The 23,549-nt window shown below is 73.2% G+C and carries 26 protein-coding genes and 1 riboswitch; of the genes, 15 read left to right on the top strand and 11 right to left on the bottom strand.

Annotation, left to right across the window (positions count from 1 at the left end):
* Window positions 1-170 precede the first annotated feature (170 nt).
* On the top strand, window positions 171-2,588 hold the full coding sequence (locus ACFW3D_RS09255) for a helicase-associated domain-containing protein (RefSeq protein ID WP_500503098.1): 2,418 nt from the start codon (window positions 171-173) through the stop codon (window positions 2,586-2,588).
* 139 nt (window positions 2,589-2,727) lie between these two features.
* Window positions 2,728-4,359: a DNA repair helicase XPB gene (locus ACFW3D_RS09260; protein WP_500503100.1), complete on the top strand. Its 1,632-nt coding sequence runs from the start codon at window positions 2,728-2,730 to the stop codon at window positions 4,357-4,359.
* 26 nt (window positions 4,360-4,385) lie between these two features.
* Here the strand turns inward: ACFW3D_RS09260 and ACFW3D_RS09265 are convergent, their stop codons facing one another.
* Entirely contained in the window at window positions 4,386-4,559 is a 174-nt protein-coding gene (locus tag ACFW3D_RS09265) for a hypothetical protein (protein WP_500503102.1), read from the bottom strand.
* A 261-nt stretch (window positions 4,560-4,820) separates the two neighbouring features.
* Here ACFW3D_RS09265 and ACFW3D_RS09270 point away from each other — a divergent pair, with 261 nt between their 5' ends.
* The 3 genes from ACFW3D_RS09270 to ACFW3D_RS09280 are packed head-to-tail and all read left to right on the top strand — an operon-like array spanning window position 4,821 to window position 7,536.
* The gene (locus tag ACFW3D_RS09270) at window positions 4,821-6,881 is read left to right on the top strand and encodes a HelD family protein (protein WP_500503104.1); all 2,061 of its coding nucleotides are present in this window, start codon (window positions 4,821-4,823) and stop codon (window positions 6,879-6,881) included.
* Window positions 6,882-6,922: 41 nt separating this feature from the next.
* A complete protein-coding gene (locus ACFW3D_RS09275; protein ID WP_500503106.1) occupies window positions 6,923-7,126 on the top strand; it encodes a type II toxin-antitoxin system VapB family antitoxin in 204 nt (67 codons plus the stop codon).
* Window positions 7,117-7,536 carry a PIN domain nuclease gene (locus tag ACFW3D_RS09280; protein ID WP_500503108.1) on the top strand — a complete coding sequence of 140 codons (420 nt, stop codon included), beginning with the start codon at window positions 7,117-7,119 and terminating at the stop codon, window positions 7,534-7,536. The genes ACFW3D_RS09275 and ACFW3D_RS09280 overlap by 10 nt, the downstream gene beginning before the upstream one ends.
* A 35-nt stretch (window positions 7,537-7,571) precedes the next feature.
* Here the strand turns inward: ACFW3D_RS09280 and murQ are convergent, their stop codons facing one another.
* Both murQ and ACFW3D_RS09290 read right to left on the bottom strand, forming a co-directional pair.
* The gene (murQ, locus tag ACFW3D_RS09285; protein WP_500503110.1) at window positions 7,572-8,513 is read right to left on the bottom strand and encodes an N-acetylmuramic acid 6-phosphate etherase; all 942 of its coding nucleotides are present in this window, start codon (window positions 8,511-8,513) and stop codon (window positions 7,572-7,574) included.
* Entirely contained in the window at window positions 8,510-9,406 is an 897-nt protein-coding gene (locus tag ACFW3D_RS09290; protein WP_500503236.1) for a MurR/RpiR family transcriptional regulator, read from the bottom strand. The genes murQ and ACFW3D_RS09290 overlap by 4 nt, the downstream gene beginning before the upstream one ends.
* Window positions 9,407-9,488: 82 nt before the next feature.
* On the opposite strand from ACFW3D_RS09290, the gene ACFW3D_RS09295 reads away from it, so the two are divergent.
* Window positions 9,489-9,875 carry a DUF8819 family protein gene (locus tag ACFW3D_RS09295; RefSeq protein ID WP_500503112.1) on the top strand — a complete coding sequence of 129 codons (387 nt, stop codon included), beginning with the start codon at window positions 9,489-9,491 and terminating at the stop codon, window positions 9,873-9,875.
* Window position 9,876: 1 nt separating this feature from the next.
* Window positions 9,877-10,149, top strand: coding sequence for a DUF4031 domain-containing protein (locus ACFW3D_RS09300; RefSeq protein WP_500503114.1), 273 nt, complete (start codon window positions 9,877-9,879; stop codon window positions 10,147-10,149).
* Window positions 10,150-10,382: 233 nt separating this feature from the next.
* Here the strand turns inward: ACFW3D_RS09300 and ACFW3D_RS09305 are convergent, their stop codons facing one another.
* A complete protein-coding gene (locus ACFW3D_RS09305) occupies window positions 10,383-11,000 on the bottom strand; it encodes a maleylpyruvate isomerase family mycothiol-dependent enzyme (protein WP_500503116.1) in 618 nt (205 codons plus the stop codon).
* 73 nt (window positions 11,001-11,073) lie between these two features.
* Window positions 11,074-11,760: an HD domain-containing protein gene (locus ACFW3D_RS09310; protein WP_500503118.1), complete on the bottom strand. Its 687-nt coding sequence runs from the start codon at window positions 11,758-11,760 to the stop codon at window positions 11,074-11,076.
* Window positions 11,761-11,812: 52 nt separating this feature from the next.
* Between ACFW3D_RS09310 and ACFW3D_RS09315 the strand changes: the two genes are divergently transcribed.
* Window positions 11,813-12,514, top strand: coding sequence for a copper homeostasis protein CutC (locus tag ACFW3D_RS09315; protein WP_500503120.1), 702 nt, complete (start codon window positions 11,813-11,815; stop codon window positions 12,512-12,514).
* A 93-nt stretch (window positions 12,515-12,607) separates the two neighbouring features.
* Here ACFW3D_RS09315 and groL read toward each other — a convergent pair whose 3' ends face one another.
* The 4 genes from groL to thrC all read right to left on the bottom strand — a co-directional run bounded on the left by groL (window position 12,608) and on the right by thrC (window position 16,833).
* Window positions 12,608-14,230 (bottom strand): chaperonin GroEL, encoded by a 1,623-nt coding sequence (gene groL / locus ACFW3D_RS09320; RefSeq protein WP_500503122.1) that lies wholly within the window; start codon window positions 14,228-14,230, stop codon window positions 12,608-12,610.
* Window positions 14,231-14,592: 362 nt separating this feature from the next.
* Window positions 14,593-14,799: a cold-shock protein gene (locus ACFW3D_RS09325; RefSeq protein WP_005486335.1), complete on the bottom strand. Its 207-nt coding sequence runs from the start codon at window positions 14,797-14,799 to the stop codon at window positions 14,593-14,595.
* Window positions 14,800-15,223: 424 nt separating this feature from the next.
* Window positions 15,224-15,502, bottom strand: coding sequence for a MoaD/ThiS family protein (locus ACFW3D_RS09330; RefSeq protein ID WP_500503124.1), 279 nt, complete (start codon window positions 15,500-15,502; stop codon window positions 15,224-15,226).
* Window positions 15,503-15,546: 44 nt separating this feature from the next.
* Window positions 15,547-16,833, bottom strand: a complete 1,287-nt coding sequence (gene thrC / locus ACFW3D_RS09335; RefSeq protein WP_500503126.1) for a threonine synthase — start codon at window positions 16,831-16,833, stop codon at window positions 15,547-15,549.
* Window positions 16,834-16,851: 18 nt separating this feature from the next.
* A riboswitch (SAM riboswitch) is annotated at window positions 16,852-16,979 on the bottom strand.
* A 157-nt stretch (window positions 16,980-17,136) separates the two neighbouring features.
* Between thrC and ACFW3D_RS09340 the strand changes: the two genes are divergently transcribed.
* Complete coding sequence (locus ACFW3D_RS09340; RefSeq protein ID WP_500503238.1) at window positions 17,137-18,108, top strand: glucosyl-3-phosphoglycerate synthase; 972 nt, start codon at window positions 17,137-17,139, stop codon at window positions 18,106-18,108.
* Window positions 18,109-18,368: 260 nt separating this feature from the next.
* The gene (locus ACFW3D_RS09345; RefSeq protein WP_500503128.1) at window positions 18,369-19,829 is read left to right on the top strand and encodes an alpha,alpha-trehalose-phosphate synthase (UDP-forming); all 1,461 of its coding nucleotides are present in this window, start codon (window positions 18,369-18,371) and stop codon (window positions 19,827-19,829) included.
* 31 nt (window positions 19,830-19,860) lie between these two features.
* On the opposite strand, the gene ACFW3D_RS09350 is transcribed toward ACFW3D_RS09345, so the two are convergent.
* Window positions 19,861-20,265: a hypothetical protein gene (locus ACFW3D_RS09350; RefSeq protein WP_500503129.1), complete on the bottom strand. Its 405-nt coding sequence runs from the start codon at window positions 20,263-20,265 to the stop codon at window positions 19,861-19,863.
* Window positions 20,262-20,654, bottom strand: coding sequence for an ATP-binding protein (locus ACFW3D_RS09355; RefSeq protein WP_500503131.1), 393 nt, complete (start codon window positions 20,652-20,654; stop codon window positions 20,262-20,264). The genes ACFW3D_RS09350 and ACFW3D_RS09355 overlap by 4 nt, the downstream gene beginning before the upstream one ends.
* 114 nt (window positions 20,655-20,768) lie before the next feature.
* Here ACFW3D_RS09355 and ACFW3D_RS09360 point away from each other — a divergent pair, with 114 nt between their 5' ends.
* The 5 genes from ACFW3D_RS09360 to ACFW3D_RS09380 all read left to right on the top strand — a co-directional run bounded on the left by ACFW3D_RS09360 (window position 20,769) and on the right by ACFW3D_RS09380 (window position 23,473).
* Window positions 20,769-21,584 carry a helix-turn-helix domain-containing protein gene (locus ACFW3D_RS09360; protein ID WP_500503132.1) on the top strand — a complete coding sequence of 272 codons (816 nt, stop codon included), beginning with the start codon at window positions 20,769-20,771 and terminating at the stop codon, window positions 21,582-21,584.
* Complete coding sequence (locus ACFW3D_RS09365; protein WP_500503133.1) at window positions 21,581-21,781, top strand: DUF397 domain-containing protein; 201 nt, start codon at window positions 21,581-21,583, stop codon at window positions 21,779-21,781. Before ACFW3D_RS09360 ends, ACFW3D_RS09365 begins: the two co-directional genes overlap by 4 nt.
* A 104-nt stretch (window positions 21,782-21,885) precedes the next feature.
* Window positions 21,886-22,806, top strand: coding sequence for a hypothetical protein (locus ACFW3D_RS09370; RefSeq protein WP_500503134.1), 921 nt, complete (start codon window positions 21,886-21,888; stop codon window positions 22,804-22,806).
* A 38-nt stretch (window positions 22,807-22,844) separates the two neighbouring features.
* On the top strand, window positions 22,845-23,060 hold the full coding sequence (locus tag ACFW3D_RS09375; protein WP_500503136.1) for a type II toxin-antitoxin system VapB family antitoxin: 216 nt from the start codon (window positions 22,845-22,847) through the stop codon (window positions 23,058-23,060).
* Entirely contained in the window at window positions 23,057-23,473 is a 417-nt protein-coding gene (locus ACFW3D_RS09380) for a PIN domain nuclease (RefSeq protein ID WP_500503138.1), read from the top strand. The genes ACFW3D_RS09375 and ACFW3D_RS09380 overlap by 4 nt, the downstream gene beginning before the upstream one ends.
* Window positions 23,474-23,549 lie beyond the last annotated feature (76 nt).

The raw sequence follows: 23,549 nt of genomic DNA on the forward strand, positions 1-23,549 counted from the left end.
GTACGTACCGCCCGCCATGCACATAAGTGCGCTGCAGACGGCCCACCCCGCAGGCCCCACCCCCGGCCCACCCGCGAGACCCGGCGAGACCCGGGCCCCGGGCACGCTTGGGGAAAAGCGGGGGCGACGCCCACCGTGGGTTGGGGGTGGGCAGGGCTAATGTGGGGGAGATGAGCACTGACGGCCCCGCGGCGGCGCCGCGCACGCTCGCGGAGGATCTGCGCGCCCGCGGCGACGACGCGCTGACCGCACTGCTCCGGGCGCGCCCGGACCTGCTGAACCCGGTCCCGAACGACCTGTCGCAGCTGGCGACCCGCGCCGGCACCCGTGCCTCCGTCGTCCGCGCCCTCGAACGCCTGGACCGGTTCACGCTGCAGACCGCCGAGGCGCTGGCCGTCGCGCCGGACGGCGCCCCGTACGACGCGCTCGCCGCGCTGATGGGCCCGGAGGCGGCGGAGGCGCTGCCCGGGGCCGTGGCGACGCTGCGGGCGCAGGCACTGCTGTGGGGCGGGGACGACCGGCTGCGCCTGGTGCGCACCGCGCGCGACATCCTGGCCCCGGCCGCGGGGAGCCCGTCGCCGACCGGCCTCGGGCCGACCGTGGCGGAGGCGACGTCCGGCATGTCGCCGACGCGGTTGCAGCAGGTCCTCGTGGTGCTCGGGCTGCCGCCGACGCACGACCCGGTGAGCGCGGTGGGGGCGTTGACGTCGCTGTTCGCCGACCGGCCGCGGATGGCGGCGCTGCTCGCCGGGGCGCCCCCGGAGGCCGGGGCGGTGCTGCGCAGGCTGACGTGGGGCCCGCCGTACGGGGAGGTGGCCGATGTGTCGGTGCCGCCGCCCCCGGTGGCCTGGCTGCTGGAGCGGGGGCTGCTGCTGCCGGCCGGGGCGCGCAACGTCGTGCTCCCCCGCGAGGTGGCCCTGCATCTGCGCGAGGGCAGGGCGCATCAGGTTCCCGAGCCGGTGGCGCCGGACGTGGTCCCCGCGGAGCACGATCCACAGGCTGTGGACAACACCGCCGCGGGCCAGGCCTTCACGGCCGTCCGCACGGTCGAGGAGCTGCTGAAGCACTGGGAGACCGGCGGCCCGCCGGTGCTGCGCGCGGGCGGGCTGAGCGTGCGGGACCTGAAGCGGGTGGCCACCGCGCTGGACGTGCCGGAGCCGCTGGCCGCGTTCTGGCTGGAACTGGCGTACGCCGCGGGCCTGGTCGCCTCGGACGGGGAGGTGGACGAGGCGTACGCGCCGACCCCCGCGGCCGACGAGTGGCTGACGCGGCCCGCCGAGGACCGGTGGGCCGCCCTGGTCACGGCGTGGCTGGCCGCCACCCGCGTGCCGGGTGTCGTCGGCACGCGGGATGTGAAGGGCCGCGCGCTGGCCGCGCTCGGCCCCGACCTGGACCGTTCGCTCGCCCCCGAGGTGCGCCGGCGCACGCTGGAACTGCTGGCCGCGCTCCCCGAGGGCGCCTCGGCGGACCGGGAGGCGCTGCTGGCCCGGCTGCGCTGGGAGCGCCCGCTGCGGGGCGGCGCCGCGATGGACCCGCTCCGTGCCGACCTGGTGCGCTGGACGGTGACGGAGGCGGAGCTGCTGGGGATCACCGGCCGCGGCGCGCTGTCGTCGCACGGCCGTGCGCTGCTGCGGCGTTCCGGGGACGCGGCGGCCGTGCTGCTCGGGCCGCTGCTGCCGGAGCCGCTGGACCACGTGCTGCTCCAGGCGGACCTGACGGCGGTCGCGCCGGGCCCGCTGCAGCCGCACCTCGCCGAGACGCTGCACGTGCTGGCGGACGTGGAGTCCAAGGGCGGCGCCACGGTCTTCCGCTTCACCCAGGGGTCCGTGCGCCGGGCGCTGGACGCCGGGCGCACCGCCGCCGACCTGCACGCCTTCCTCGCCGCGCATTCCCGTACCCCCGTGCCGCAGCCGCTGAGCTACCTCGTGGACGACGTCGCCCGCCGGCACGGCCGGTTGCGTGTGGGCGCGGCCTCGGCGTACCTGCGCTGCGACGACGACGCGCTGCTGAGCGAACTGCTGGCCGACCGCCGGGCGGCCGGCCTCGGGCTGCGCCGTCTGGCGCCGACGGTGCTGGCGGCGCAGACCGACCCGGCGACGCTGCTGGAGCGGCTGCGCGCGCTGGGGCACGCACCGGCCGCGGAGTCCGCCGACGGCGATGTGCTGATCACCCGCGCCGACGCCCGGCGCACCCCGCCGCGCAGCGCGCCGGTGCCCGTGGTGGACGGTCCGCCCACCCCGGACGGGGTGCTGCTCGGAGCGGCCGTGAAGGCGATCCGGGCCGGGGACCGGGCCTCGACCGCGGTCCGCCGGGAGTCCGCGGACCGCCCGGGCGCGGGCGGCGACGGCCGGCTGCCGCGTACGGCGGCGGCCGAGACGCTGGCGACGATGCAGGCGGCGGTGCTGACCGGCGAGTCGGTGTGGATCGGCTACGTCAACGCGGAGGGCGCGGCGAGCCAGCGCGTGATCGGCCCGATGCGGGTGGAGGGCGGCTTCGTCACCGCGTACGACCACACCGCCGACGAGGTCCGCACCTTCGCCCTGCACCGGATAACGGGAGTGGCGGAGCTCGCCGACGACCTGGCCTGACCCCGCCGCGGGACGGTCTCGGGGCGGGCCGCGGTATCGATCCCGGGGACCGGGGCGTTTCCCTTCGGGGATGGGGGACCATGGATAGTTCAGCCCGGCCCCTCTCCCGGTCCCGGCCCGCCCATTCGCGGAGGTTTGCGTGTCCTGCCTGATCGTCCAGAGCGACAAGACCCTGCTGCTGGAGGTCGACCACGAGCTCGCCGACGAGTGCCGGCGTGCCATCGCCCCCTTCGCGGAACTGGAGCGGGCGCCCGAGCACATCCACACCTACCGGATCACGCCGCTGGGGCTGTGGAACGCCCGCGCCGCCGGGCACGACGCGGAGCAGGTCGTGGACGCGCTCGTGCAGTACTCCCGCTACCCGGTGCCGCACGCGCTGCTGGTGGACGTCGCCGAGACGATGGCCCGCTACGGCCGGCTGACGCTGAGCAAGCACCCGGCGCACGGCCTGGTGCTGACCACCACGGACCGTCCGGTGCTGGAGGAGATCCTCCGCTCGAAGAAGGTCGCGCCGCTGGTGGGCGCCCGGCTCGACCCCGACACGGTCGTCGTTCACCCCTCCGAGCGCGGCCAGATCAAGCAGGTGCTGCTGAAGCTGGGCTGGCCGGCCGAGGACCTGGCCGGTTACGTGGACGGCGAGGCGCACCCGATCGAGCTGGACCAGGACGGCTGGAAGCTCCGCCCCTACCAGGAGCAGGCGGTGGAGGGCTTCTGGCACGGCGGCTCCGGTGTGGTCGTGCTGCCCTGCGGCGCCGGCAAGACGCTGGTGGGCGCGGGCGCCATGGCGCAGGCGAAGGCGACGACGCTGATCCTGGTGACGAACACGGTCTCCGCCCGGCAGTGGAAGCACGAGCTGGTGAAGCGGACCTCGCTGACCGAGGACGAGATCGGCGAGTACAGCGGCACCCGCAAGGAGATCCGCCCGGTCACCATCGCCACGTACCAGGTGCTCACGACCAAGCGGAAGGGCGTCTACCCGCACCTGGAGCTCTTCGACTCGCGCGACTGGGGCCTGATCGTCTACGACGAGGTACACCTGCTGCCGGCGCCGGTCTTCAAGTTCACCGCGGACCTGCAGGCCCGCCGCCGGCTCGGCCTGACGGCGACGCTGGTGCGCGAGGACGGCCGCGAGTCGGACGTCTTCTCGCTGATCGGGCCCAAGCGCTTCGACGCGCCGTGGAAGGAGATCGAGGCGCAGGGCTACATCGCGCCCGCCGACTGCGTGGAGGTGCGGGTCAACCTGACCGACTCCGAGCGGCTGGCGTACGCGACCGCCGAGCCGGAGGAGAAGTACCGCTACTGCGCGACGACCGAGACCAAGCGCAAGGTCACCGAGGCGCTGGTCGCCAAGCACCGCGGGCAGCAGACGCTGGTGATCGGCCAGTACATCGACCAGCTCGACGAGCTGGGCGAGCACCTCGGCGCGCCGGTGATCAAGGGCGAGACGACGAACGCGCAGCGCGAGAAGCTCTTCGACGCCTTCCGGCGGGGCGAGATCTCGGTGCTCGTGGTCTCCAAGGTGGCCAACTTCTCGATCGACCTGCCGGAAGCGACGGTCGCCATCCAGGTCTCGGGCACCTTCGGTTCCCGTCAGGAGGAGGCGCAGCGGCTCGGCCGGGTGCTGCGGCCGAAGGCGGACGGCCACGAGGCCCGCTTCTACTCCGTGGTCGCCCGCGACACCATCGACCAGGACTTCGCCGCGCACCGGCAGCGGTTCCTGGCCGAGCAGGGGTACGCGTACCGCATCGCCGACGCGGACGAACTCCTGTAGCGGCCGCGCCCGGGAGGCCCGCCGCGTCAGTCGCGCGCGGCGGCGCCGTCCTGGCCCAGCACCACGACGCGGAAGGTCGTGGCGACGAAGACCCGAACCGCGCGCAGGGCGTCCCCGACGGGGTGGACCGGATGCCGGTGTCCGGTGTCCTCGGCGATGGCGGTGCTGCCGTGGATACGGGAGACCACTGGTCGTGCCATGACCCCAATGTACGCATGTGTGACGCTTTGGGCAGAGGTCCGGGCCGCGGGCGGAGGGAAATCCGGTTAGCGCCGCCCGTCACCGAGGCGTAGGATCCTGCGTCTTGCCGCCCGCCCCCGTCGGGGGCGGCGCCACCGGCCGGACGGAAACCGGTCGGCCCGAGTCGTGATCCGTATCAGGACAGCGCCCCGCCCCGCGCCCCCGCGCGCGCCGGTCCGGGGCCGGCTGAGCCATGCCCTACGTGCCGCCGGAGGCAACCCGTGCCAGGGGAACAGTCCCTCACCGCCGACAATCCGCTCGACCGCGAACGCTCCCACCTCGCCGAGTCCCGTTCCGCCCTGCGCGCGATGCGCGCCGACGTCGAGGCCCTCGACATCAGGGACGTGACCGCCAACTGGGTGAACGCGGAGGTGCTGCAGTCCGAGATCGACGCGCGCATCAAGGCGCTCGCCGATCTGGCGCACACCCCGCTCTTCTTCGGCCGCCTCGACTACGAGGAGGGGGAGGCCTTCGGCGGGGAGGACGTGGGCCACCGCTTCTACATCGGCCGCCGCCACGTCCACGACGCGGACGGCGACCCCATGGTCGTCGACTGGCGCGCGCCGGTCTCCCAGCCCTTCTACCGGGCCTCCCGCACCGACCCGCAGGACGTCGCGCTGCGTCGCCGCTTCGGCTACACCGGCGGGGAGCTGACCGCGTACGAGGACGAGCACCTCACCGACCCGGCCGAGGCGCAGACCTCCAGCAAGCTGCTCCAGCAGGAGATCGAGCGGCCGCGCGTCGGCCCGATGCGCGACATCGTCGCGACCATCCAGCCCGAGCAGGACGAGATCGTCCGCGCCGGGGTCGGCGGCACGGTCTGCGTGCAGGGGGCGCCCGGCACCGGGAAGACCGCCGTCGGCCTGCACCGGGTGGCGTACCTGCTCTACGCGCACCGCGAGCGGCTGGCCCGCGCCGGCACCCTCGTCATCGGCCCCAACGCGTCCTTCCTGCACTACATCGAGCAGGTGCTGCCCGCCCTGGGCGAACTCAGCGTCAAGCAGGCCACCGTCGACGACCTGGTCGCCCGCGTCCCGGTCAGGGGCACCGACCCGGCGGCCGCCGCCGGCGTCAAGGGCGACGCCCGCATGGCCGAGGTGCTGCGGCGCGCGGTCCGCTCCGGCATCCGGACGCCCACCGAGCCGGTGGTCGTGGTGCGCGGCTCGCGCCGCTGGCGCATCCCGGCGTACGAACTGGAGGAGCTGGTAAGCGAGCTGAAGGAGCGTGACATCCGCTACGGCGCCGCCCGCGAGGCGCTGCCGCAGCGGATCGCGCACGCCGTGCTGGTCCGGATGGAGGCGGCCGGGGAGGCCCCCGACGACCGGGTGCAGGACGCGGTGGCGCGCAACGCGGCCGTCAAGGCGGCCGTGAAGGAGCTGTGGCCGCCGGTGGACCCGGCGAAGACCGTGCTGCGCCTGCTGTCCGACCCGGAGTTCCTGGCCGACTGCGCGGAGGGCGTGCTGACCGCCGAGGAGCAGAAGGAGATCCTCTGGGAGAAGCCCGCCCGCTCGGTCGCCTCCGCGAAGTGGTCGGCCGCCGACGCCGTGCTGGTCGACGAGGCCAACGACCTGGTGCACCGCACGGCCTCGCTCGGCCACGTCGTGCTGGACGAGGCCCAGGACCTCTCCCCCATGCAGTACCGGGCGGTGGGCCGCCGCTGCTCCACCGGCTCCGCGACCGTGCTGGGCGACCTCGCGCAGGGCACCACCCCGTGGGCGACCGGCACCTGGGAGGAGGCGCTCACGCACCTCGGCAAGCCGGGTTCGCGGATCGAGGAGCTGACCCAGGGCTTCCGCGTCCCGCTGGAGGTCATCGCCTACGCGTCCCGGCTGCTCCCGGAGATCGCGCCCGGGCTGAAGGAGGCCACCTCCGTCCGGGAGAACCCGGGCGCCTTCTCGGTGACCGAGGTCCCGGCGGACGAACTCACCCCGGCCGTGCTCGACGCCTGCCGGCAGGCACTGGACCGCGAGGGCTCGATCGGCCTGATCGCCGCCGACGCGCGCCTGCCCGCGCTGGCCGGGGCGCTGGCGGCGGCGGGCGTGCCGTACCTGGCCCCCGGCCAGGAGACCACGCCCGACGTGCGCCTCACCCTCGTCCCGGCCTCCCTGGCCAAGGGCCTGGAGTACGACTACGTGGTCCTGGACGAGCCCGCCGCGGTGGTCGACGGCGAGCCCGACGAGCGCACCGGCCTGCGCCGCCTGTACGTCTCGCTCACCCGCGCGGTCTCGGGCCTCGCCGTCCTCCACGCGGCGCCTCTCCCGGCGGCTCTTCGGCTACCCTGATATATGAATGCGGCCAACCTTGATATACGGAGGTGGCGATCATGCGCACAGTGATCGACGTGGATGACGCACTTCTCCAAGAGGCCGCGGACATACTGGGCACCACAACGAAGAGGGCGACGGTCAACGGCGCCCTGGCGGAATTCGTGGCCGCCGCCAAACGGCGGCGGTTCCTGGAGATGCTCGACGAGGGAGCCTTCGACGACCTCACGGATTCCGAAGTGATGGCGGACGCGTGGCGGTGACCCGGTATCTGGTCGACAAGAGCGTCTGGGCGCGAGCGAAGCAACCGGTGGTGAGAGCGGCTCTGCTGCCACTGCTCGAACGCGGCCTGATCACCACGTGCGCCGTCGTCGACCTGGAGATCCTGTACAGCACGCGCAACGCGACCGATCACGCCCGCGCCCGTTCCGCCCGCACCGGCTTCGAATGGCTGCCGCTCACCGACGAAATCGGCGCACGTGCCATCGAGATCCAGGCGCTGCTCGCCGATAAGGGGCATCACCGCGCCGCTTCGATCGCGGATCTGCTGATCGCCGCCACCGCCGAGCGGTACCGGGTCACCGTCCTGCACTACGACGCCGACTTCGACACCATCGCCGCCGTGACGGACCAGGCGGTCCAATGGGTCGTGCCGCCCGGCTCGGCCGGCTGACGGACGGAGCGGGCGATCACGTGGGGCACCCGCCCTCAGGCGCCGCCGCCGTCGCCTGCGACGGCCGCGAGCAGCGCCGCGCGCAGATGGCCGTCCGCGCTCGCCAGGAGGCGGGCGGCCGTCGGGGCGTCCACGCCGCCGAGGACGATGAGGACGGCGTTCTTGACCTCGCCGTCGGCGGCGGTGAGGGCGGCCTCGATCTCGGCGTCGGGCGCGCCGGTGGCCAGGGCCACGATCCGCCGGGACCGGGCGCGCAGCTTGTCGTTGGAGGCGCGGACGTCGACCATCAGGTTCCCGTAGGTCTTGCCGAGCCTGATCATCGTGATCGTCGACAGCATGTTGAGGACGAGCTTCTGGGCCGTGCCCGCCTTCAGCCGGGTGGAGCCGGTCAGGAACTCCGGGCCGGTGACGACCTCGATGCCGTGGTCGGCCGCGGCGGCCAGCGGGGAGCCCGGGTTGCAGGACAGCCCGACGGTCAGGGCGCCCAGGGCGCGGGCGTGTTCCACGGCACCGACGGCGTACGGGGTGCGGCCGGAGGCGGAGACGCCGACCACGGTGTCGTCCGGCCCGATCCGGAGGGCGTCGAGGTCGGCGGCGGCCAGTTCCCTGCTGTCCTCGGCGCCCTCGACGGCGTCCACGATCGCCGTCGGCCCGCCCGCGATGAGCCCGCTGACCTGGCCCGGCGCGGTGTTGAAGGTCGGCGGGCACTCGCTGGCGTCGAGCACGCCGAGCCGTCCCGCGGTACCCGCGCCCGCGTAGACCAGGCGGCCGCCGCGGGCCATGCGCGCGGCGATGCCGTCGACGGCGGCGGCGATGGCGGGCAGGTGCTCCGCGACGGCGGCCGGGACGGTGGTGTCCTCGGCGTTCATCAGCCGGGCGATGTCGAGCGTCGGAAGCCGGTCGACCTCGGCGAGCTCGGCGCGGAAGGCCTCGGTGGCGAGGTGGTCCAGCTCCCGGCGGAGCTCGGTGTGCGTCATCGCGGATGGTTCCTTCGCGGGCTGTGGCGGTGGGCGAGGGCTTCGTACGAGGCGGACAGGGCCGGGGCGGCGGTGTCGTACGTGCGCTGGGCGACCCCGACGAACAGGCAGTCCACCACCAGCAGCTGGCTGGTGCGGCTGGCCATGGCGGCCGGGCGCAGTTCGCTCTCCCGGCCGCTGGAGGTGAGCAGCACGTGGTCGGCGTAGCGGGTGACGGTGCCGTCCGCCCGGCCGGTCACGGCGATCGTGGTGGCGCCCCGGTCGAAGGCGGCGCGCAGCGGTTCGACCACGTCGTGGGTGTGGCCGGAGTGCGTGACGGCCACGGCGACGTCACCCTGGCGCAGTTGCACCGCGTTGGTGAGGGTGAGGTGCGGGTCGCCCAGGGCGTGCGCGACCAGGCCGATCCGCAGCAGCTTCTGCACCAGGTCCTGGGCGACCAGGCTGGACGCCCCTATCCCGTAGACGTCGATGCGGCGGGCGGCTGCCAGCGCGCCCACGGCCGCCTCCAGCTGGGCCACGTCCAGCTGGGCGGCGGTGTCGGCCAGGCACCGCTGCTCGTCCAGCGCGAGCTTGGCGACCACGTCGGCCAGCGGGTCGTCCACCGCGATGTCGGGGGTGACGGCGGGCGGGGCCCCGGCCTCCTCGCGGGCGGCCAGCGCGGCCAGCGCGAGCCGCAGGTCCCGGTAGCCGGGGTAGCCCAGCAGCCGCGCGGTGCGCACCACGGTGGCCTCGCTCGTCCCCGTACGGGCGGCGAGCGCCGTCACGGTCAGCCGGGAGCAGCCCGCCGGGTCCGCGGCCACGGCCTCCGCGACGCGCTGCATCGACCGGGTCATGGACGGGCCCAGGGTCCTGACCTTGGCGGCCAGCCCTCCGGCGTTGAAGGTTTCCTTCATCTTCTCGGCCACGGACGAAAGCTATTTTCAGCTCCGGACCGCGTCAAGAACGCCTGCGCGGGGTTGGTCCACAATGGAGCCCATGGATCCTGACGCACCCGGCCCCTCCGCCGGCCTGGAAGCGGCCCTGCACGGTGCCCGCGCGCTCGTCCTCGCCGACCTGGCCGCGACCGGCGTCGCCGACGCGAACGTCGTCTCCCTCGTCGAGGAGGCCGTCTCCCAGCGCCGCTGGTGGGTGGAGCAGTGGCCGGACGGCGCCGGGTTCGTCGCGGGGCTGGTCGCCCAGGACGTCAAGGACGCCCTGCTGGAGCGGATGGGCCGCTGGCCGCTCTGCCCGCGCTGCGCCGACCCGCACGCCCTCGACGTCGAACCCGAACTCGGCCCCGACCCGCACTGGGTGTGCGAGTCGCTCGGCGAGGCCGTCGCCCCCGTCGGCGGCCTGTCCGCCGCTCTCCGCGAGCCGCGCTGACGTGACCGTCTACATCGACCCGCCGACCTGGCCGGGCCACGGCCGCATGTGGTCGCACATGGTGAGCGACTCCTCCTACGAGGAGCTCCACGCCTTCGCCGACGCCATCGGCGCGCCCCGCCGCGCCTTCGACGGCGACCACTACGACGTCCCCAGCGAGCGCTACTCCTCGGCCGTCGCCGCGGGCGCCGTCCAGGTCGGCAGCAAGGAACTGCTGCGCCACCTCACCGAGGCGGGCCTGCGCCGCCCCAAGGGCCGGCCGCACGAGGCCTAGCGAGGCCGCGTCGCCGAACGGGCTCCCCCAGCTCCGCCGGGAGGTGCCTCCCGGCGCGGTGCATCGCAGGGCGGAGAGTCGTCCTCGTAGTGGGCTACCGGACGATTCGACAAGTCCCCCAGGGCCGAACGCCGACGGAGTGCCGTGCCGGGCGCCGCTGGGTGGGGGCACCCCCGGCCGAAGGTTGGGGAGGGCATGCGACGACACGGCCTGGCGGCCTCCGGCCGCCCCGCTCACAGCGGCTCGCCCTCCAGCCGCCCGGCGGGCAGCCTGCGCCCGCACATCGCCAGGGCCAGGTCCTCTCCGGTGCCCCGCAGTTCCGGGCCCGAACCGTACGACCAGTCCAGGTCGGTGGCCCGCAGCCGGCGGCCCTCGACGGCGACGCCGAAACGCGCGTGCCCGCCTCCCGTGGTGAGGTCGTCGAGGAGGATGCCGAGGGTCTTCGCCGGGACGCGGCGTTCCGCGCCCAGCGGCACGGTGATGTCCAGCCCGTGGATCACCACGTGGTTGAGCGCGCCGTGGGCGCCGCCGCCCGGGGGCTGCCACCGCTGCATCACCTCGGAGCGCAGACAGCCGGCCAGTTCCCCGGTGGGCAGTGCGCCGTCCCGCGCGGCGACCGCGTCGGACAGCCGTGTGAAGTCGAAGCCGTGTTCGGCGAGGAGCGCCATGAACGCCTCCTGCGAGTAGCGCGCCGCCATCGTCATGTGCGCCACGACCTCGCGCACCCGCCAGCCCTCGCACAGCGAGGGGGTGTCCCACCACGCTCCGGGGGCCCTCTCGAGCAGATCGGCCAGGGCCAGGAACTCGGCCGCGGCGGCGGCCTGCACCTCGGTGTCGGTGTCGTCGGTCATCGCTGTCGTACCCCTTCGTCTCGTGCCGCGGGCTGCTCCCCACGGAGGTGACGACCGGCCGCACGCCCCGGACTCATCGGCCGTCGTCGTCCACATCGCCCGGGGCGAGCAGTTCCAGCTCGGTGGTGAGGTTGCGCCGGGCGGTGGACTCCCAGCGCTCGTACGCCTCCGGGGTGCGGAAGAGCCGGGGCAGTCTCAGCAGCTGACGCAGGACGTCGGCGCGGCCGGCGCGGAAGGCGTCGTCGGGGACGAAGCCGTACTCCTCGCGGACGGCGGCCGCGTACTCGGCGTAGCCGGTGGGGTCGCCGGCGAGGACGGCCAGGTCGGCGTCGCAGAGGACCTCGCCGTCGCGGTCGCCCTCGGCGGGGTGGTGGGTGACGGTGAGCCGGACCAGGCGGGCGACCTCGGAGGTGATCGTGTCGGGGACCCCGGCCTCGGGGAGCGCGCGTTCGGCGAGCCGGGCGCTGCGCTCCTCGTTCTCCGAGCGGTCGGGCCGGTAGACGGCGTCGTGGAACCAGGCGGCGAGCAGGACGGCGTCCGGGTCCTCGGCGTGCCCGGCGAGGACCTCGACGTGGTCGAGGACGGCGGTCAGGTGGGAGGTGGTGTGGTAGCGGCGGTGCGGCTCGGACCAGCGGGCGATCAGGTCCTTGCCGTACGGCACCGGGTCGACGGACTCCGTCTGGCAGCGGCGCAGCAGGTCGCACCAGCGGGCGAGGAGGGCGGAGCCGGTTTCGGTAGCGGTGTCAGCCATGAAGGTCATTGTGGGGTACGGGGGGTCGCGGTCACGCGTGCGCATGTGACACCCTGGAGATATGTCTAGACCAATTTTCGAAGTGATCGCGCTCGACGCCCACGACGCCCGCGCGGCCCGCACGGGCGGCGCGGACCGCCTCGAACTGGTCACCGACATGGCTGCCGACGGCCTGACGCCGTCCCGGGAGACCTTCGCCGCCGTCCGCGCCGCGGTGGACATCCCGGTCCGGGTGATGCTGCGGGCCCGCGCCGACTTCGCCGTGGGCGGCACCCGCGAGGCGGACGCGCTCTGCGTGGCCGCGGCGGAGCTGCGCGGCGAGGGCGCCGACGAGTTCGTGCTCGGCTTCCTCGACGGCTCGGGCGTGCCGGACCTGGCGGCCGTGCGCCGGCTCGTCGACGCGATCGGTTCCGGGGCCCGCTGGACCTTCCACCGTGCCATCGACCACTCCGCCGACCGGGAGGCCGTGCGCTCGGCGGTGCGCGGGCTGCCCGGGCTGGACACCTTCCTCACCGCGGGCTCCGCACGCGGTGTGGACGACGGGCTCGGCCATCTGCTGGCGGAGGCGGGACGTCCCGGCGAGCCCCAGCTCATGGTGGGCGGCGGGCTCCGCGCCGAGCACCTGCCGCGGCTCCTCGCGGCCGGCATCGACGCCTTCCACGTCGGGGGCGCGGTGCGCCCCGGCGGCTGGGCCGGGCCGGTCGACCCGGAGGCGGTGCGCACCTGGCGCGAGCTGCTGGACGCGCCGGTCGCCGTCCCCTGACCGGACGTCACCCGGAAACGCCCGAGGGCGGTACCCCCTGCGGGGTACCGCCCTCGGTCTTCTGCCGTGGTGCGGAGTCCTGGTCCCGGAGGATCAGAAGTCCATGTCACCGCCGGGCATGCCGCCGCCGGCCGGGGCAGCGGCCTTCTCCGGCTTGTCCGCGATGACGGCCTCGGTGGTGAGGAAGAGCGCGGCGATGGAGGCCGCGTTCTGCAGCGCGGAGCGCGTGACCTTGGCGGGGTCGATGATGCCCTCGCCGATCAGGTCGACGTACTCGCCCGTGGCGGCGTTGAGGCCGTGACCCGGGGTCAGGTTGCGCACCTTCTCCACCACGACACCGCCCTCGAGGCCGGCGTTGACGGCGATCTGCTTCAGCGGGGCCTCCAGGGCCAGCTTCACGATCGACGCACCGGTCGCCTCGTCGCCGTCGAGCTCGAGCTTCTCGAAGACGTTGGACGCCTGGAGCAGGGCCACGCCACCACCGGCGACGATGCCCTCCTCGACGGCGGCCTTGGCGTTGCGCACCGCGTCCTCGATGCGGTGCTTGCGCTCCTTGAGCTCGACCTCGGTGGCGGCACCGGCCTTGATGACGGCCACGCCGCCGGCCAGCTTCGCCAGACGCTCCTGGAGCTTCTCGCGGTCGTAGTCCGAGTCGCTGTTCTCGATCTCGGCACGGATCTGGTTCACGCGGCCCTGGATCTGGTCCTGGTCCCCGGCGCCGTCCACGATCGTGGTCTCGTCCTTGGTGACGACGACCTTGCGGGCGCGGCCGAGCAGGTCGAGACCGGCGTTCTCCAGCTTGAGGCCGACCTCCTCGGAGATGACGGTGCCACCGGTGAGGATGGCGATGTCACCGAGCATGGCCTTGCGGCGGTCGCCGAAGCCCGGGGCCTTGACCGCGACGGACTTGAAGGTGCCGCGGATCTTGTTGACGACCAGGGTCGACAGGGCCTCGCCGTCGACGTCCTCGGCGATGATCAGCAGCGGCTTGCCCGACTGCATGACCTTCTCCAGCAGCGGGAGCAGGTCCTTCACCGCGGAGATCTTGGAGTTGACGATCAGGATGTACGGGTCGTCGAAGGACGTCTCCATACGCTCCAGGTCGGTGGCGAAGTACGCCGAGATGTAGCCCTTGTCGAAGCGCATACCCTCGGTGAGCTCCAGCTCCAGACCGAAGGTCTGGGACTCCTCGACGGTGATGACGCCTTCCTTGCCGACCTTGTCCATCGCCTCGGCGATGAGCTCGCCGATCTGCGGGTCGGCGGCGGAGATGGAGGCGGTGGAGGCGATCTGCTCCTTGGTCTCCACGTCCTTCGCCTGCTCGAGGAGAGCGGCGGAGACCGACTCGACGGCCTTCTCGATGCCGCGCTTCAGCGCCATCGGGTTGGCGCCGGCGGCGACGTTGCGCAGGCCCTCGCGGACCAGCGCCTGGGCGAGGACGGTCGCGGTCGTCGTGCCGTCACCGGCGACGTCGTCCGTCTTCTTCGCGACCTCCTTGACCAGCTCGGCGCCGATCTTCTCGTACGGGTCCTCGAGCTCGATCTCCTTGGCGATGGACACACCATCGTTGGTGATCGTGGGGGCGCCCCACTTCTTCTCGAGGACGACGTTGCGGCCCTTGGGGCCAAGGGTGACCTTGACGGCGTCGGCGAGCTGGTTCATCCCGCGCTCGAGACCGCGCCGTGCCTCCTCGTCGAACGCGATGATCTTGGCCATGTGAAGTGGTCCTCCCGGACTTGGGGTCCCCCCGCGGCACAGGGCTGCGGGGAAGGATTACTCCAGGACCGCGCCGGCGCCCGCGACGGACGGCCTGCCCTCCCGCCGGTTCCTTTCCGGCGGTCGTGCGGGCCTCACCCACTCGGTCCTTTGTCACTCTCAACGTCAGAGTGCTAACGCCAATGATTAGCACTCGCCCTAGGAGAGTGCAAGCCGCTTGGCCGTGGCCGTGGACAACCCGCAGGTCCGGGTCCGGGGGTGGCGGGACAGCACGAAGGCCCGCCCCCGTGCGGGGGGCGGGCCTCGACGCGTACGTTTGAGCGGCCGTACGCGAAAGTGCTCCGTGGCCGATGCGCGGCGCGTCAGCCGGCTGCGAGACGGACCATGTCCGCCTGCGGCCCCTTCTGGCCCTGCGAGATCTCGAACTCGACCCGCTGACCTTCCTCGAGGGTGCGGTAGCCGTCCATCTGGATCGCGCTGTAGTGCACGAAGACGTCCGCACCACCGTCGACCGCGATGAAGCCGTAGCCCTTCTCCGCGTTGAACCACTTGACGGTGCCCTGAGCCATTCCTAACTCCCCTATTGCTGGCCCTTCGCAGACCCGCACCTCGCGGACCCGGGTCAGACCTCACCCCCTACAGCCAAGGGGGCGTGCGCCGGAACGCGTCGACCGCGGCTGAATGTATCTGTCCGGACGCTGTCTGCAACAGGTCAATCGGACGAGAATTCCGGGCACAGGGAATCGGAAGAAGAGCCTGATCGGTGAATAATCCGGGGCAACTCGGACCGGACATAAGCCGCCAACGCGACAAACATCGCGTGAATTTGGCGATAAATCGTCGACAAGGCCGCCCCGGTAAAGGGGGCTTGCGCAGAGCGTTGCAGGGAGTTGCGGGCCGCTCAGGGCAACTGTACAGCCCTTCAACTACCGCTGAAGCACACAGGGGTGCCGGGACGTACCCGGCACCCCTGTCGCCCGCGGGCCGTGCGGCTCAGCAGCCCCCGGCCACCGCCGGGATGATCGAGACGGACGCACCCTCGCCCACCGAGGTCTGCAGGCCCTCGGAGAAGCGGACGTCGTCGTCGTTCACGTAGACGTTGACGAAACGGCGCAGTTTGCCCGTGTCGTCCAGGACCCGCGCGGAGATGCCGGGGTGGTTCAGCTCCAGCGAGTCGATGACCTCGGCCAGGGTGCCGCCCTCGGCCGGGACCTCGGCCCGGCCGCCGGTGTAGGTGCGGAGGATGGTCGGGATGCGGACGGTAGCGCTCATGATGCGGGGTTCACCTTCAGTCTGGGTCAGCCGGTGCGGTGGGGTCAGCCGGCCAGGCCGGCGGCGCGGAACGCGTCGAGGCTCGGGCGGATGGTGGCCGTGGGGCGGGAGGTCGGGGCGACGGCGTCCAGCGTCTTGAGGCCGTCGCCGGTGTTGAGGACGACGGTCTCCCCGGCCGGGTCGAGCTGCCCGGTCTCGATGAGCTTGCGCAGCACGCCGACCGTCACGCCGCCGGCCGTCTCGGCGAAGATGCCCTCGGTCCGGGCGAGCAGCTTGATGGCGTCCACCACCTGCTCGTCGGTGACGTCCTCCACGGCGCCGCCCGTACGCCGGGCGATGTCCAGCACGTACGGACCGTCGGCCGGGTTGCCGATGGCGAGCGACTTGGCGATGGTGTTCGGCTTCTGCGGACGCACCACGTCGTGGCCGGCCTTGAAGGCGGTGGAGACCGGGGAGCAGCCCTCGGCCTGGGCGCCGTAGATGCGGTACGGCTTCTCCTCCACCAGACCGAGCGCGATCAGCTCCCGCAGGCCCTTGTCGATCTTCGTCAGCTGCGAGCCGGAGGCGATCGGGATGACGATGTTGTCCGGCAGGCGCCAGCCCAGCTGCTCGCAGATCTCGTAGGCGAGCGTCTTGGAGCCCTCGCCGTAGTAGGGGCGCAGGTTGACGTTGACGAAGCCCCAGCCCTCGCCGATCGGGTCGCCGATCAGCTCGCTGCAGAAGCGGTTGACGTCGTCGTAGGTGCCCTCGATGCCGACCAGCTGACCGCCGTAGACCGCGGCCATGACGACCTTGCCCTCCTCCAGGTCGTGCGGGATGAACACGCAGGAGCGGAAGCCGGCCCGGGCGGCCGCGGCGCCCACGGCGCCGGCCAGGTTGCCGGTGGAGGAGCAGGACAGGGTGGTGAGGCCGAAGGTGCGGGCGGCCTCCAGGGCGATGGCGACGACCCGGTCCTTGAAGGAGTGGGTCGGGTTGCCGGAGTCGTCCTTGATGTGCAGGCCGCCGGTGACGCCCAGTTCGCGGGCGAGGTTGTCGGCCTTGACCAGCTTGGTGAAGCCCGGGTTGAGGTTGGGCTTGGAGGCCACGTCCGCGGGGACGGGCAGCAGCGGCGCGTAGCGCCAGATGTTGTCCGGCCCGGACTCGATCCGCTTGCGGAGGGTCTCGGGGTCGCCGCCCGGAAGGTCGTACGCCACTTCGAGCGGCCCGAAACAGGCCTCGCAGGCGAAGAGGGGCTCCAGCGGGAAGCGCTCGCCGCACTCGCGGCAGGAGAGCGCGGACGCGGGGCCGAAGGCGGAATCGGTGGACGCGGATGCAACGGATTGCGCAGCCATGTCAGGCGAGGCCCTTTCTCCTCATCTTCCTCACGACGCATCTCGCCGTGAGACGGAATTGGCACCTTCCCCACCTGGACCTCGCGGTCGGCGGGAGGGTTGCCGGGGCTTCAACGGGCCGTTCCCTCTGCCCCTCTGGATGAGCGGTATGGCGCCGGGCGCACTGCCCGGGCATTTGTCGGACGGGGCGCGATCACCGTGGACATACGATGGTCATGCCTCGTGTTCAAGACTGTAACCGACGACCTCGAACCTGGTCATGGGCCGTCCGTCCTGCGAGACGGGCAGAAACGGAGCAACCCGGTGCTCGACGAGGTGGCCGGCTGGCTGCAACGGCGGTCCTGGACCGCCGACCACAGGCCGCTGCCGCAACTGCTCGCCGCCAAGCGCGCCGCGGGCTCGCGCGGCACGGTCAGCGTCGTGCTGCCCGCCCTCGACGAGGAGGCCACGGTCGGGGAGATCGTCGGGACGATCCGCCGCGAGCTGATGAGCGAGGCGGTCCCGCTGGTCGACGAACTGGTCGTGCTGGACTCCGGGTCGACCGACCGCACGGCCGAGGTCGCGGCGGCCGCGGGCGCGGTCGTCGTCCACCGGGACGAGGTGCTCCCCCGGCTGCCCGCGCTGCCAGGCAAGGGCGAGGTGCTGTGGCGCTCGCTGCTCGTGACGCGCGGGGAGATCGTCTGCTTCGTCGACTCCGACCTGCGGGAGTTCGACGCGCGCTTCGTGTCGGGGATCGTCGGGCCGCTGCTCACGGACCCGGACCTGCAGCTGGTCAAGGCGATGTACGACCGGCCCCTGGAGACCGGCGGAACGGTCGTCCCGGCCGGCGGCGGCCGGGTGACGGAGCTGGTCGCGCGGCCGCTGCTCAACCTGCACTGGCCGCAGCTGGCCGGGTTCGTCCAGCCGCTGGGCGGCGAGTACGCGGCGCGGCGCTCGCTGCTGGAGCGGCTGCCGTTCCCCGTGGGGTACGGGGTGGAGCTCGGGCTGCTGGTGGACGCGCTCAACACGGTCGGGCTCGACGCGCTGGCCCAGGTCGACGTCGGCGTCCGGCACCACCGCCACCAGGACGGCCAGGCGCTGGGCCGCATGGCGGCGGCGATCTACCGGACGGCGCAGATCCGCTTGGCGCGGGGCCATCTCGTGCGGCCCGTCCTCACGCAGTTCGACCGTGCGCCGGGAGGCGGTTTCGAGCCGCGGGTCCACGAGGTCGCGACGGAGGAGCGCCCCCCGATGCGGACGGTCCCCGAGTACGCCCGCCGCCGCGCGGTGGCGTGACGCAGGGACCCGGTTGCGGGTCGGCCGCCCGCCGGAGGCCGGTGCCCGGCGTCCGGGGGTTGTGGGAAGTCGTTCCGCAAGGCGGAACAGGTCGGCACACCCCCACCACCGGCGTGAATACGCCAACGACACCCGCGGTACCGCACAGGTGCGGCGCCGTCGTGGGGCAAGCGGCCGACCCGCAACGGGTCACGGCCGGAAACCCCCGGCTGGGCTAGCTCGTACGTTTGCGGTCAGGCATGCGTGGCTAGGCTGGCCGCATGGTCGCATCGCATGCCGCGCGCGTTCTGGTCGCGTCCAACCGCGGCCCCGTGTCGTACAGCCTCCGCGAGGACGGCACGCTCACCTCCCGCCGCGGCGGCGGCGGACTCGTGTCGGGCCTGAGCGCGATCGGGCCGGACGCGGACGCCGTCTGGGTCTGCGCGGCCCTGGGCGAGGGGGACCGGGCCGCCGTGCTTCGCAGCACCGGGGGCACGGGCCGGCTGCCCACCGCCGACACCGGCGGCCAGCACGTACGGATGCTGGACATCCCGGCGGACACCTTCGCCTCGGCCTACAACGGCATCGCCAACTCGGTCCTGTGGTTCGTCCACCACATGCTGTTCCAGACCCCGCTGGAGCCCGTCTTCGACGAGGACTTCCGCGAGCAGTGGGCGGCGTACGTGGCGTACAACGCCGCCTTCGCCGACGCGCTCGCCGAAGAGGCCGGCCAGGGCGCGGCCGTGCTGGTGCAGGACTACCACCTGGCGCTGGTGCCGCAGCTGCTCCGCTCCCGCCGCCCGGACCTGCGCATCGGCCACTTCTCGCACACCCCGTGGGCCCCGCCGGACTACTTCCGCCTGCTGCCGGACGACGTCGCCGCGGAGGTGCTGAGCGGCATCCTCGGCGCCGACCGGGCGGGCTTCCTGACCCGCCGCTGGGCGGACGCCTTCGCCGCGTGCTGCGCCGACGTGCTGGGCGCGTCCGTCATCCGCGACGCGGGCAGCCTGACGATCACCCACCGGGGCCGCACCACGCGCATCGGGGTGCACGGCCTCGGCGCGGACGCCGACTTCCTGCGGGAGCGGGCGCACCGGCCGGACGTGGAGGAGCGCCTGGCGGCGCTGCGGGAGGCGGTCGGCGGCCCGGACCGCAAGGTCATCGTGCGCGTGGACCGCACCGAGCTGTCGAAGAACATCGTGCGCGGCCTGCTCGCGTACGCGCAGCTGCTGCGCGACCACCCCGAATGGCAGGGGCGCGTGGTGCACATCGCCTTCGCCTACCCCTCCCGCCACGACCTGGCCGTCTACCGGGAGTACACCGACGAGGTCTCCGACCTCGCCGAGGAGATCAACGAGGAGTTCGCGACGCCGGGCTGGCAGCCGGTGGTCATGCACGTCAAGGACGACTTCGCGCGCTCCCTGGCCGCCTACCGCCTGGCGGACGTCGCGCTGGTCAACCCGATCCGCGACGGCATGAACCTGGTGGCCAAGGAGATCCCGGTCGTCTCGGACGACGGCGTGGCGCTGGTGCTCTCCCGCGAGGCGGGGGCGTACGAGGAGCTCGCCGACGACGCGTTCGTGGTCAACCCTTACGACATCCGGGCCACGGCGAACGCCCTCCACCAGGCGCTGTCCGTGTCGCACGGCGAGCGGGCCGAGGCCACCAAGCGGCTGGTGGCCGCCTCGACGGCGCTCCCCCCGCAGCAGTGGTTCCTGGACCAGCTGCGGGCGCTGGGCTGAACCTCGCCCGGCGCCGGCGCGCGCGGCGCGGTCAGCGGGGAGGTGAGGGTGCCCGCCGGCTGATCCCCAGCCGGATGCGCCCGGCGGTCGTGCCCAGGGCCAGGTACACCTCGACCTCCGGCAGCGGTGCGCGGCGGGCGAGCGGGTCGAGCCCCACGACGAGCGCGACCGGTCCGCCGCCCGCGACGAAGGCGGACCACCGCTCCCCGGCCGCGACCTCCAGCAGCGCCCCGCCGTCCGCGCCGCACACCGTGGCCCGCCCGGGACGCGGGACGGTGATCCGCTCGCCGAGCTCCGGCAGCCGCCGCCCCGGCTCGGCGAGCCCGAGGAGGGCGGCGAGTTCCGCCGTGCCGCTCCCGTGCGGATGGGCCAGCAGCAGGAACGCCACCGGCCCGAACGCCGTGTCGTCCAGCCAGGTCCACGAGGCGAGCCTCACCGCAGCACCACCCACACCTGCTTGCCGTCGGGCGTCGGCCGGACGCCCCACCGGTAAGCCGCCGCCGCGATCAGGTGCAGGCCGCGCCCGCGTTCGGCCGCCCAGTCCGGCGGCCCGGGAGCCGGGACCGGCAGGACGGGGGAGCGGTCGCTGACCGCGGCCCGCACCCCCTCCGCGGCCAGGTCGTCCAGGGTCAGTTCGCACTCCGGGGAGCCCGCGTGCCGGTGCACGTTGGCGAGTATCTCCGTGACGCACAGCGCGGCGGCGGGCGCCAGGTCCTCGCGCCCCCAGGCGCGGAGCTGTTCGCGTACGGCCCGGCGGACCTCGGCGATGCGGGCGGGCTCGGCGACGACGCGCATCGCCGCCGTGGGTGGAGATTCCTGCGTCATGCGTCCAACGGTTCCCTGCCGTCGCTAGCCTGACCAGGGCGGATCTGACCACGGATCAGTTGTGTCGGGACCGGTCCGCGGCTGTGTACGGCGTGTGTACCGGGAGGTGGTGCCGTGTCCGCGAAGGGCGAGGGCTCGGCCAGCATGCGGATGTTCGGCTCCGTGGCGCGGTCACTGCGGGAGGCCCGCGGGGTCTCGGCGGACGAACTGGCCGCGCACGTGGGCTACTCGAAGTCGCTGGTCGTCAAGATCGAGCGCGGCGAGCGGATGCCGCCTCCGGCGTTCGTGGAGAGGGCGGGAGCCCTGCTGGGCGACGGCGGCGGGTTGCTGCGGTCCGCGGCGTGCCATCTGGAACGGGCCGAGTTCCCCTCCTGGTTCGAGGAGTACGCGGAGCTGGAGCGGGCGGTGGTGAGCCTCTACACCTACGACACCCACGTCATCAACGGCCTGCTGCAGACCGAGGACTACGCCCGCGTCGTGCTCGGCGCCTACTGCCCCACCCTGGAGACGGAGGAGGTCGAGCGCCGTGTACGCGCCCGGCTGGCGCGGCAGTCGCTGCTGACCCGCGCTCCCGCCCCGCAGCTCGCCTTCGTCGTCGAGGAGTGGGTGCTGCGCCGCCCGGTCGGCGGACGGGCCGTGCACCGGCGCCAGTTGGCGCGGCTGCTGGAGGCCGCCGCGCTGCGCCACGTCACGGTCCAGGTGATGCCGCTCTCCCACGAGGCGCACGCCGGTTTCGACGGCCCCATGTCGCTGCTGGAGACCCCGGATCTGCGGCTGCTCGCATATCTCGAAGTCCAGGGCCGCAGCGTGCTGGTGGACGGCCGGAACGAGGTCAGCAAACTCCACCAGCGCTATGCGATGATCCGCTCACAGGCCCTCAGCGTGGGGGACTCCGCCGGAGTGATCGAGCAGATTGCGGGGGAGCTATGACATCCCGACTCGCCTGGTTCACCAGCAGTTACAGCGGCAGCGAGGGCGGCCAGTGCGTGCAGGTCGCCCACGCCCCCGGCGCCGTGCACGTACGGGACTCCAAGGACCCCGCCGGGCCCGCACTGGCCTTCACCGGCGAGGCGTGGGCGGCGTTCGTCGCCTTCGTCGCGGACAACACCGGGACACCGGTAGAGTAATCGGCCGATCACCCTTCGTGCCCAGCGCATGAAGCGGCCCCCAGTGGTGCTCCAACACCGGCCGGGGGCCTACACGTACGAGGCTTACTAGAGGAGCCCCGCAAATGATCCGCCATGCTATCCCGCCGACCCGTTTCTTCTCCCAGACGCCGAACGACCTCATCCGCCATCCGCGCCTGAACGGCACCGCCGTACGGCTGCTGCAGTGGGCGCTCTCGCTGCCGGAGGGGTCCCGGGAGACCCTGCAGTCCATCGGCGAGAAGATGCCCGAGGGGCGCATCGCCCTGCGCCGGGCCCGGCAGCAGCTGGAGGCGGAGGGCTATGTGCACACCCGCCGCACCCAGAGCCCCGAGACCGGCCGCTGGACCACCCGGGTACTCGTCTCCAATGTGCCGTTGCGCGACCCCGCCGAGATCGAGGCGGCCTTCGCGGCTCCGGGTGGCGGCATCCTGACCGCCGGTGCGCCGTCCGTACGGGCCGTCGGCGCATCCCCCAAGGGGGAGAACAAGGTGGAGGAGAACACCCCCCACCCCGAACCCCTCGCCGACGGGCCGCTGGTCGCCCGCGCGGCGGCCGCGCTGCAGCGCCTCGGGCGGCGGGAGGCCAGGCTCGCCCTCGGCGTCGCCGAGGCCGCCCGGCTGGCCCCCCTCGCCGCCCGCTGGCTGGCACACGGAGCGAGCGAGCTGGAACTGGGCACCGCCCTGTCCTCCGGGCTGCCGCACGCCGTCCACTCCCCCGCCGGTTTCATCGCCCGGCGCCTGCGCGACAAGCTCCCCGCACCCCGTCCCGCCCGCGACCCCGCCGCCCCGGCGGCCCCGCTCCCCGAATGCCCCGGCTGCGGCGACCCGCTGCCCCCCGGCCGGACCGGCCCCTGCCCGCCCTGCGCCACCACCGCCCCCGCATCTGCATCCGACGCCCCGTCGGGTACCCCGCGCGGCGCCGCCCTGGTCCGCGCGGGCATCACGCGACAGCGGCCCCGCGTGAAGCCGTCAGTGGCCGCCGATATCATCTACGGCTCATTTTGATATCGCCGAGTCGGACACCCCTGCCGGAGGAGGCTCGAATGACCCGCACCGTCATAGACGTCGACGACCAGATGCTGGCGGAGGCGGCCGAGATCTTCGGGACCACGACCAAGGTCGCCACGGTGAACGCCGCCCTGGAAGACGCGATCAAGCGCCGCAAGCGCGCCTCGTTCCTCAACTGGCTGGAGGATGGCGGCCTTCCGGACCTCACCGGCGAGGTCGCGTCAACGGACGACCCGAACCGGGCCGCATGAGGGATCGCTTCCTCACCGACAAGTCCGCCCTTGCGCGCTACCCGAAACCTTCGGTGAAGGCCGTGATCGAGCCTCTCCGCAACGCGGGGCTGCTCGCCATCTGCGGCGCCGTCGAACTGGAGGTACTTCACAGCGCGCGGTCCAAGGCCGACGCGGACCGCATCCGCGACGGGATGCGGGGATTCGACTGCCTGCCGACGCCGGACGAGGCCTGGGACCGCGCACTGGACGTGCAGACACGCCTCACCGCCACAGGCAACTGGAAGGCTCTGTCCCTTCCGGATCTGATCATCGGGGCGACCGCGGAGCGGCACGGCGCGACCGTCCTGCACTACGACGGGGACTTCGACGTGATCGCCGGCGTCACCGGCCAACCCGTGCAATGGGTGGTCCCGACCGGGACGGCCGACTGAGCGACGTTCCGCCGCTCCGTCAGATCTGGACCTGGACACGTTCATCCTCTTTGGTCACTCAAAGTGCGGAACACCT

Source organism: Streptomyces sp. NPDC058864 (assembly GCF_042742985.1).
Taxonomy (GTDB): Bacteria; Actinomycetota; Actinomycetes; order Streptomycetales; family Streptomycetaceae; genus Actinacidiphila.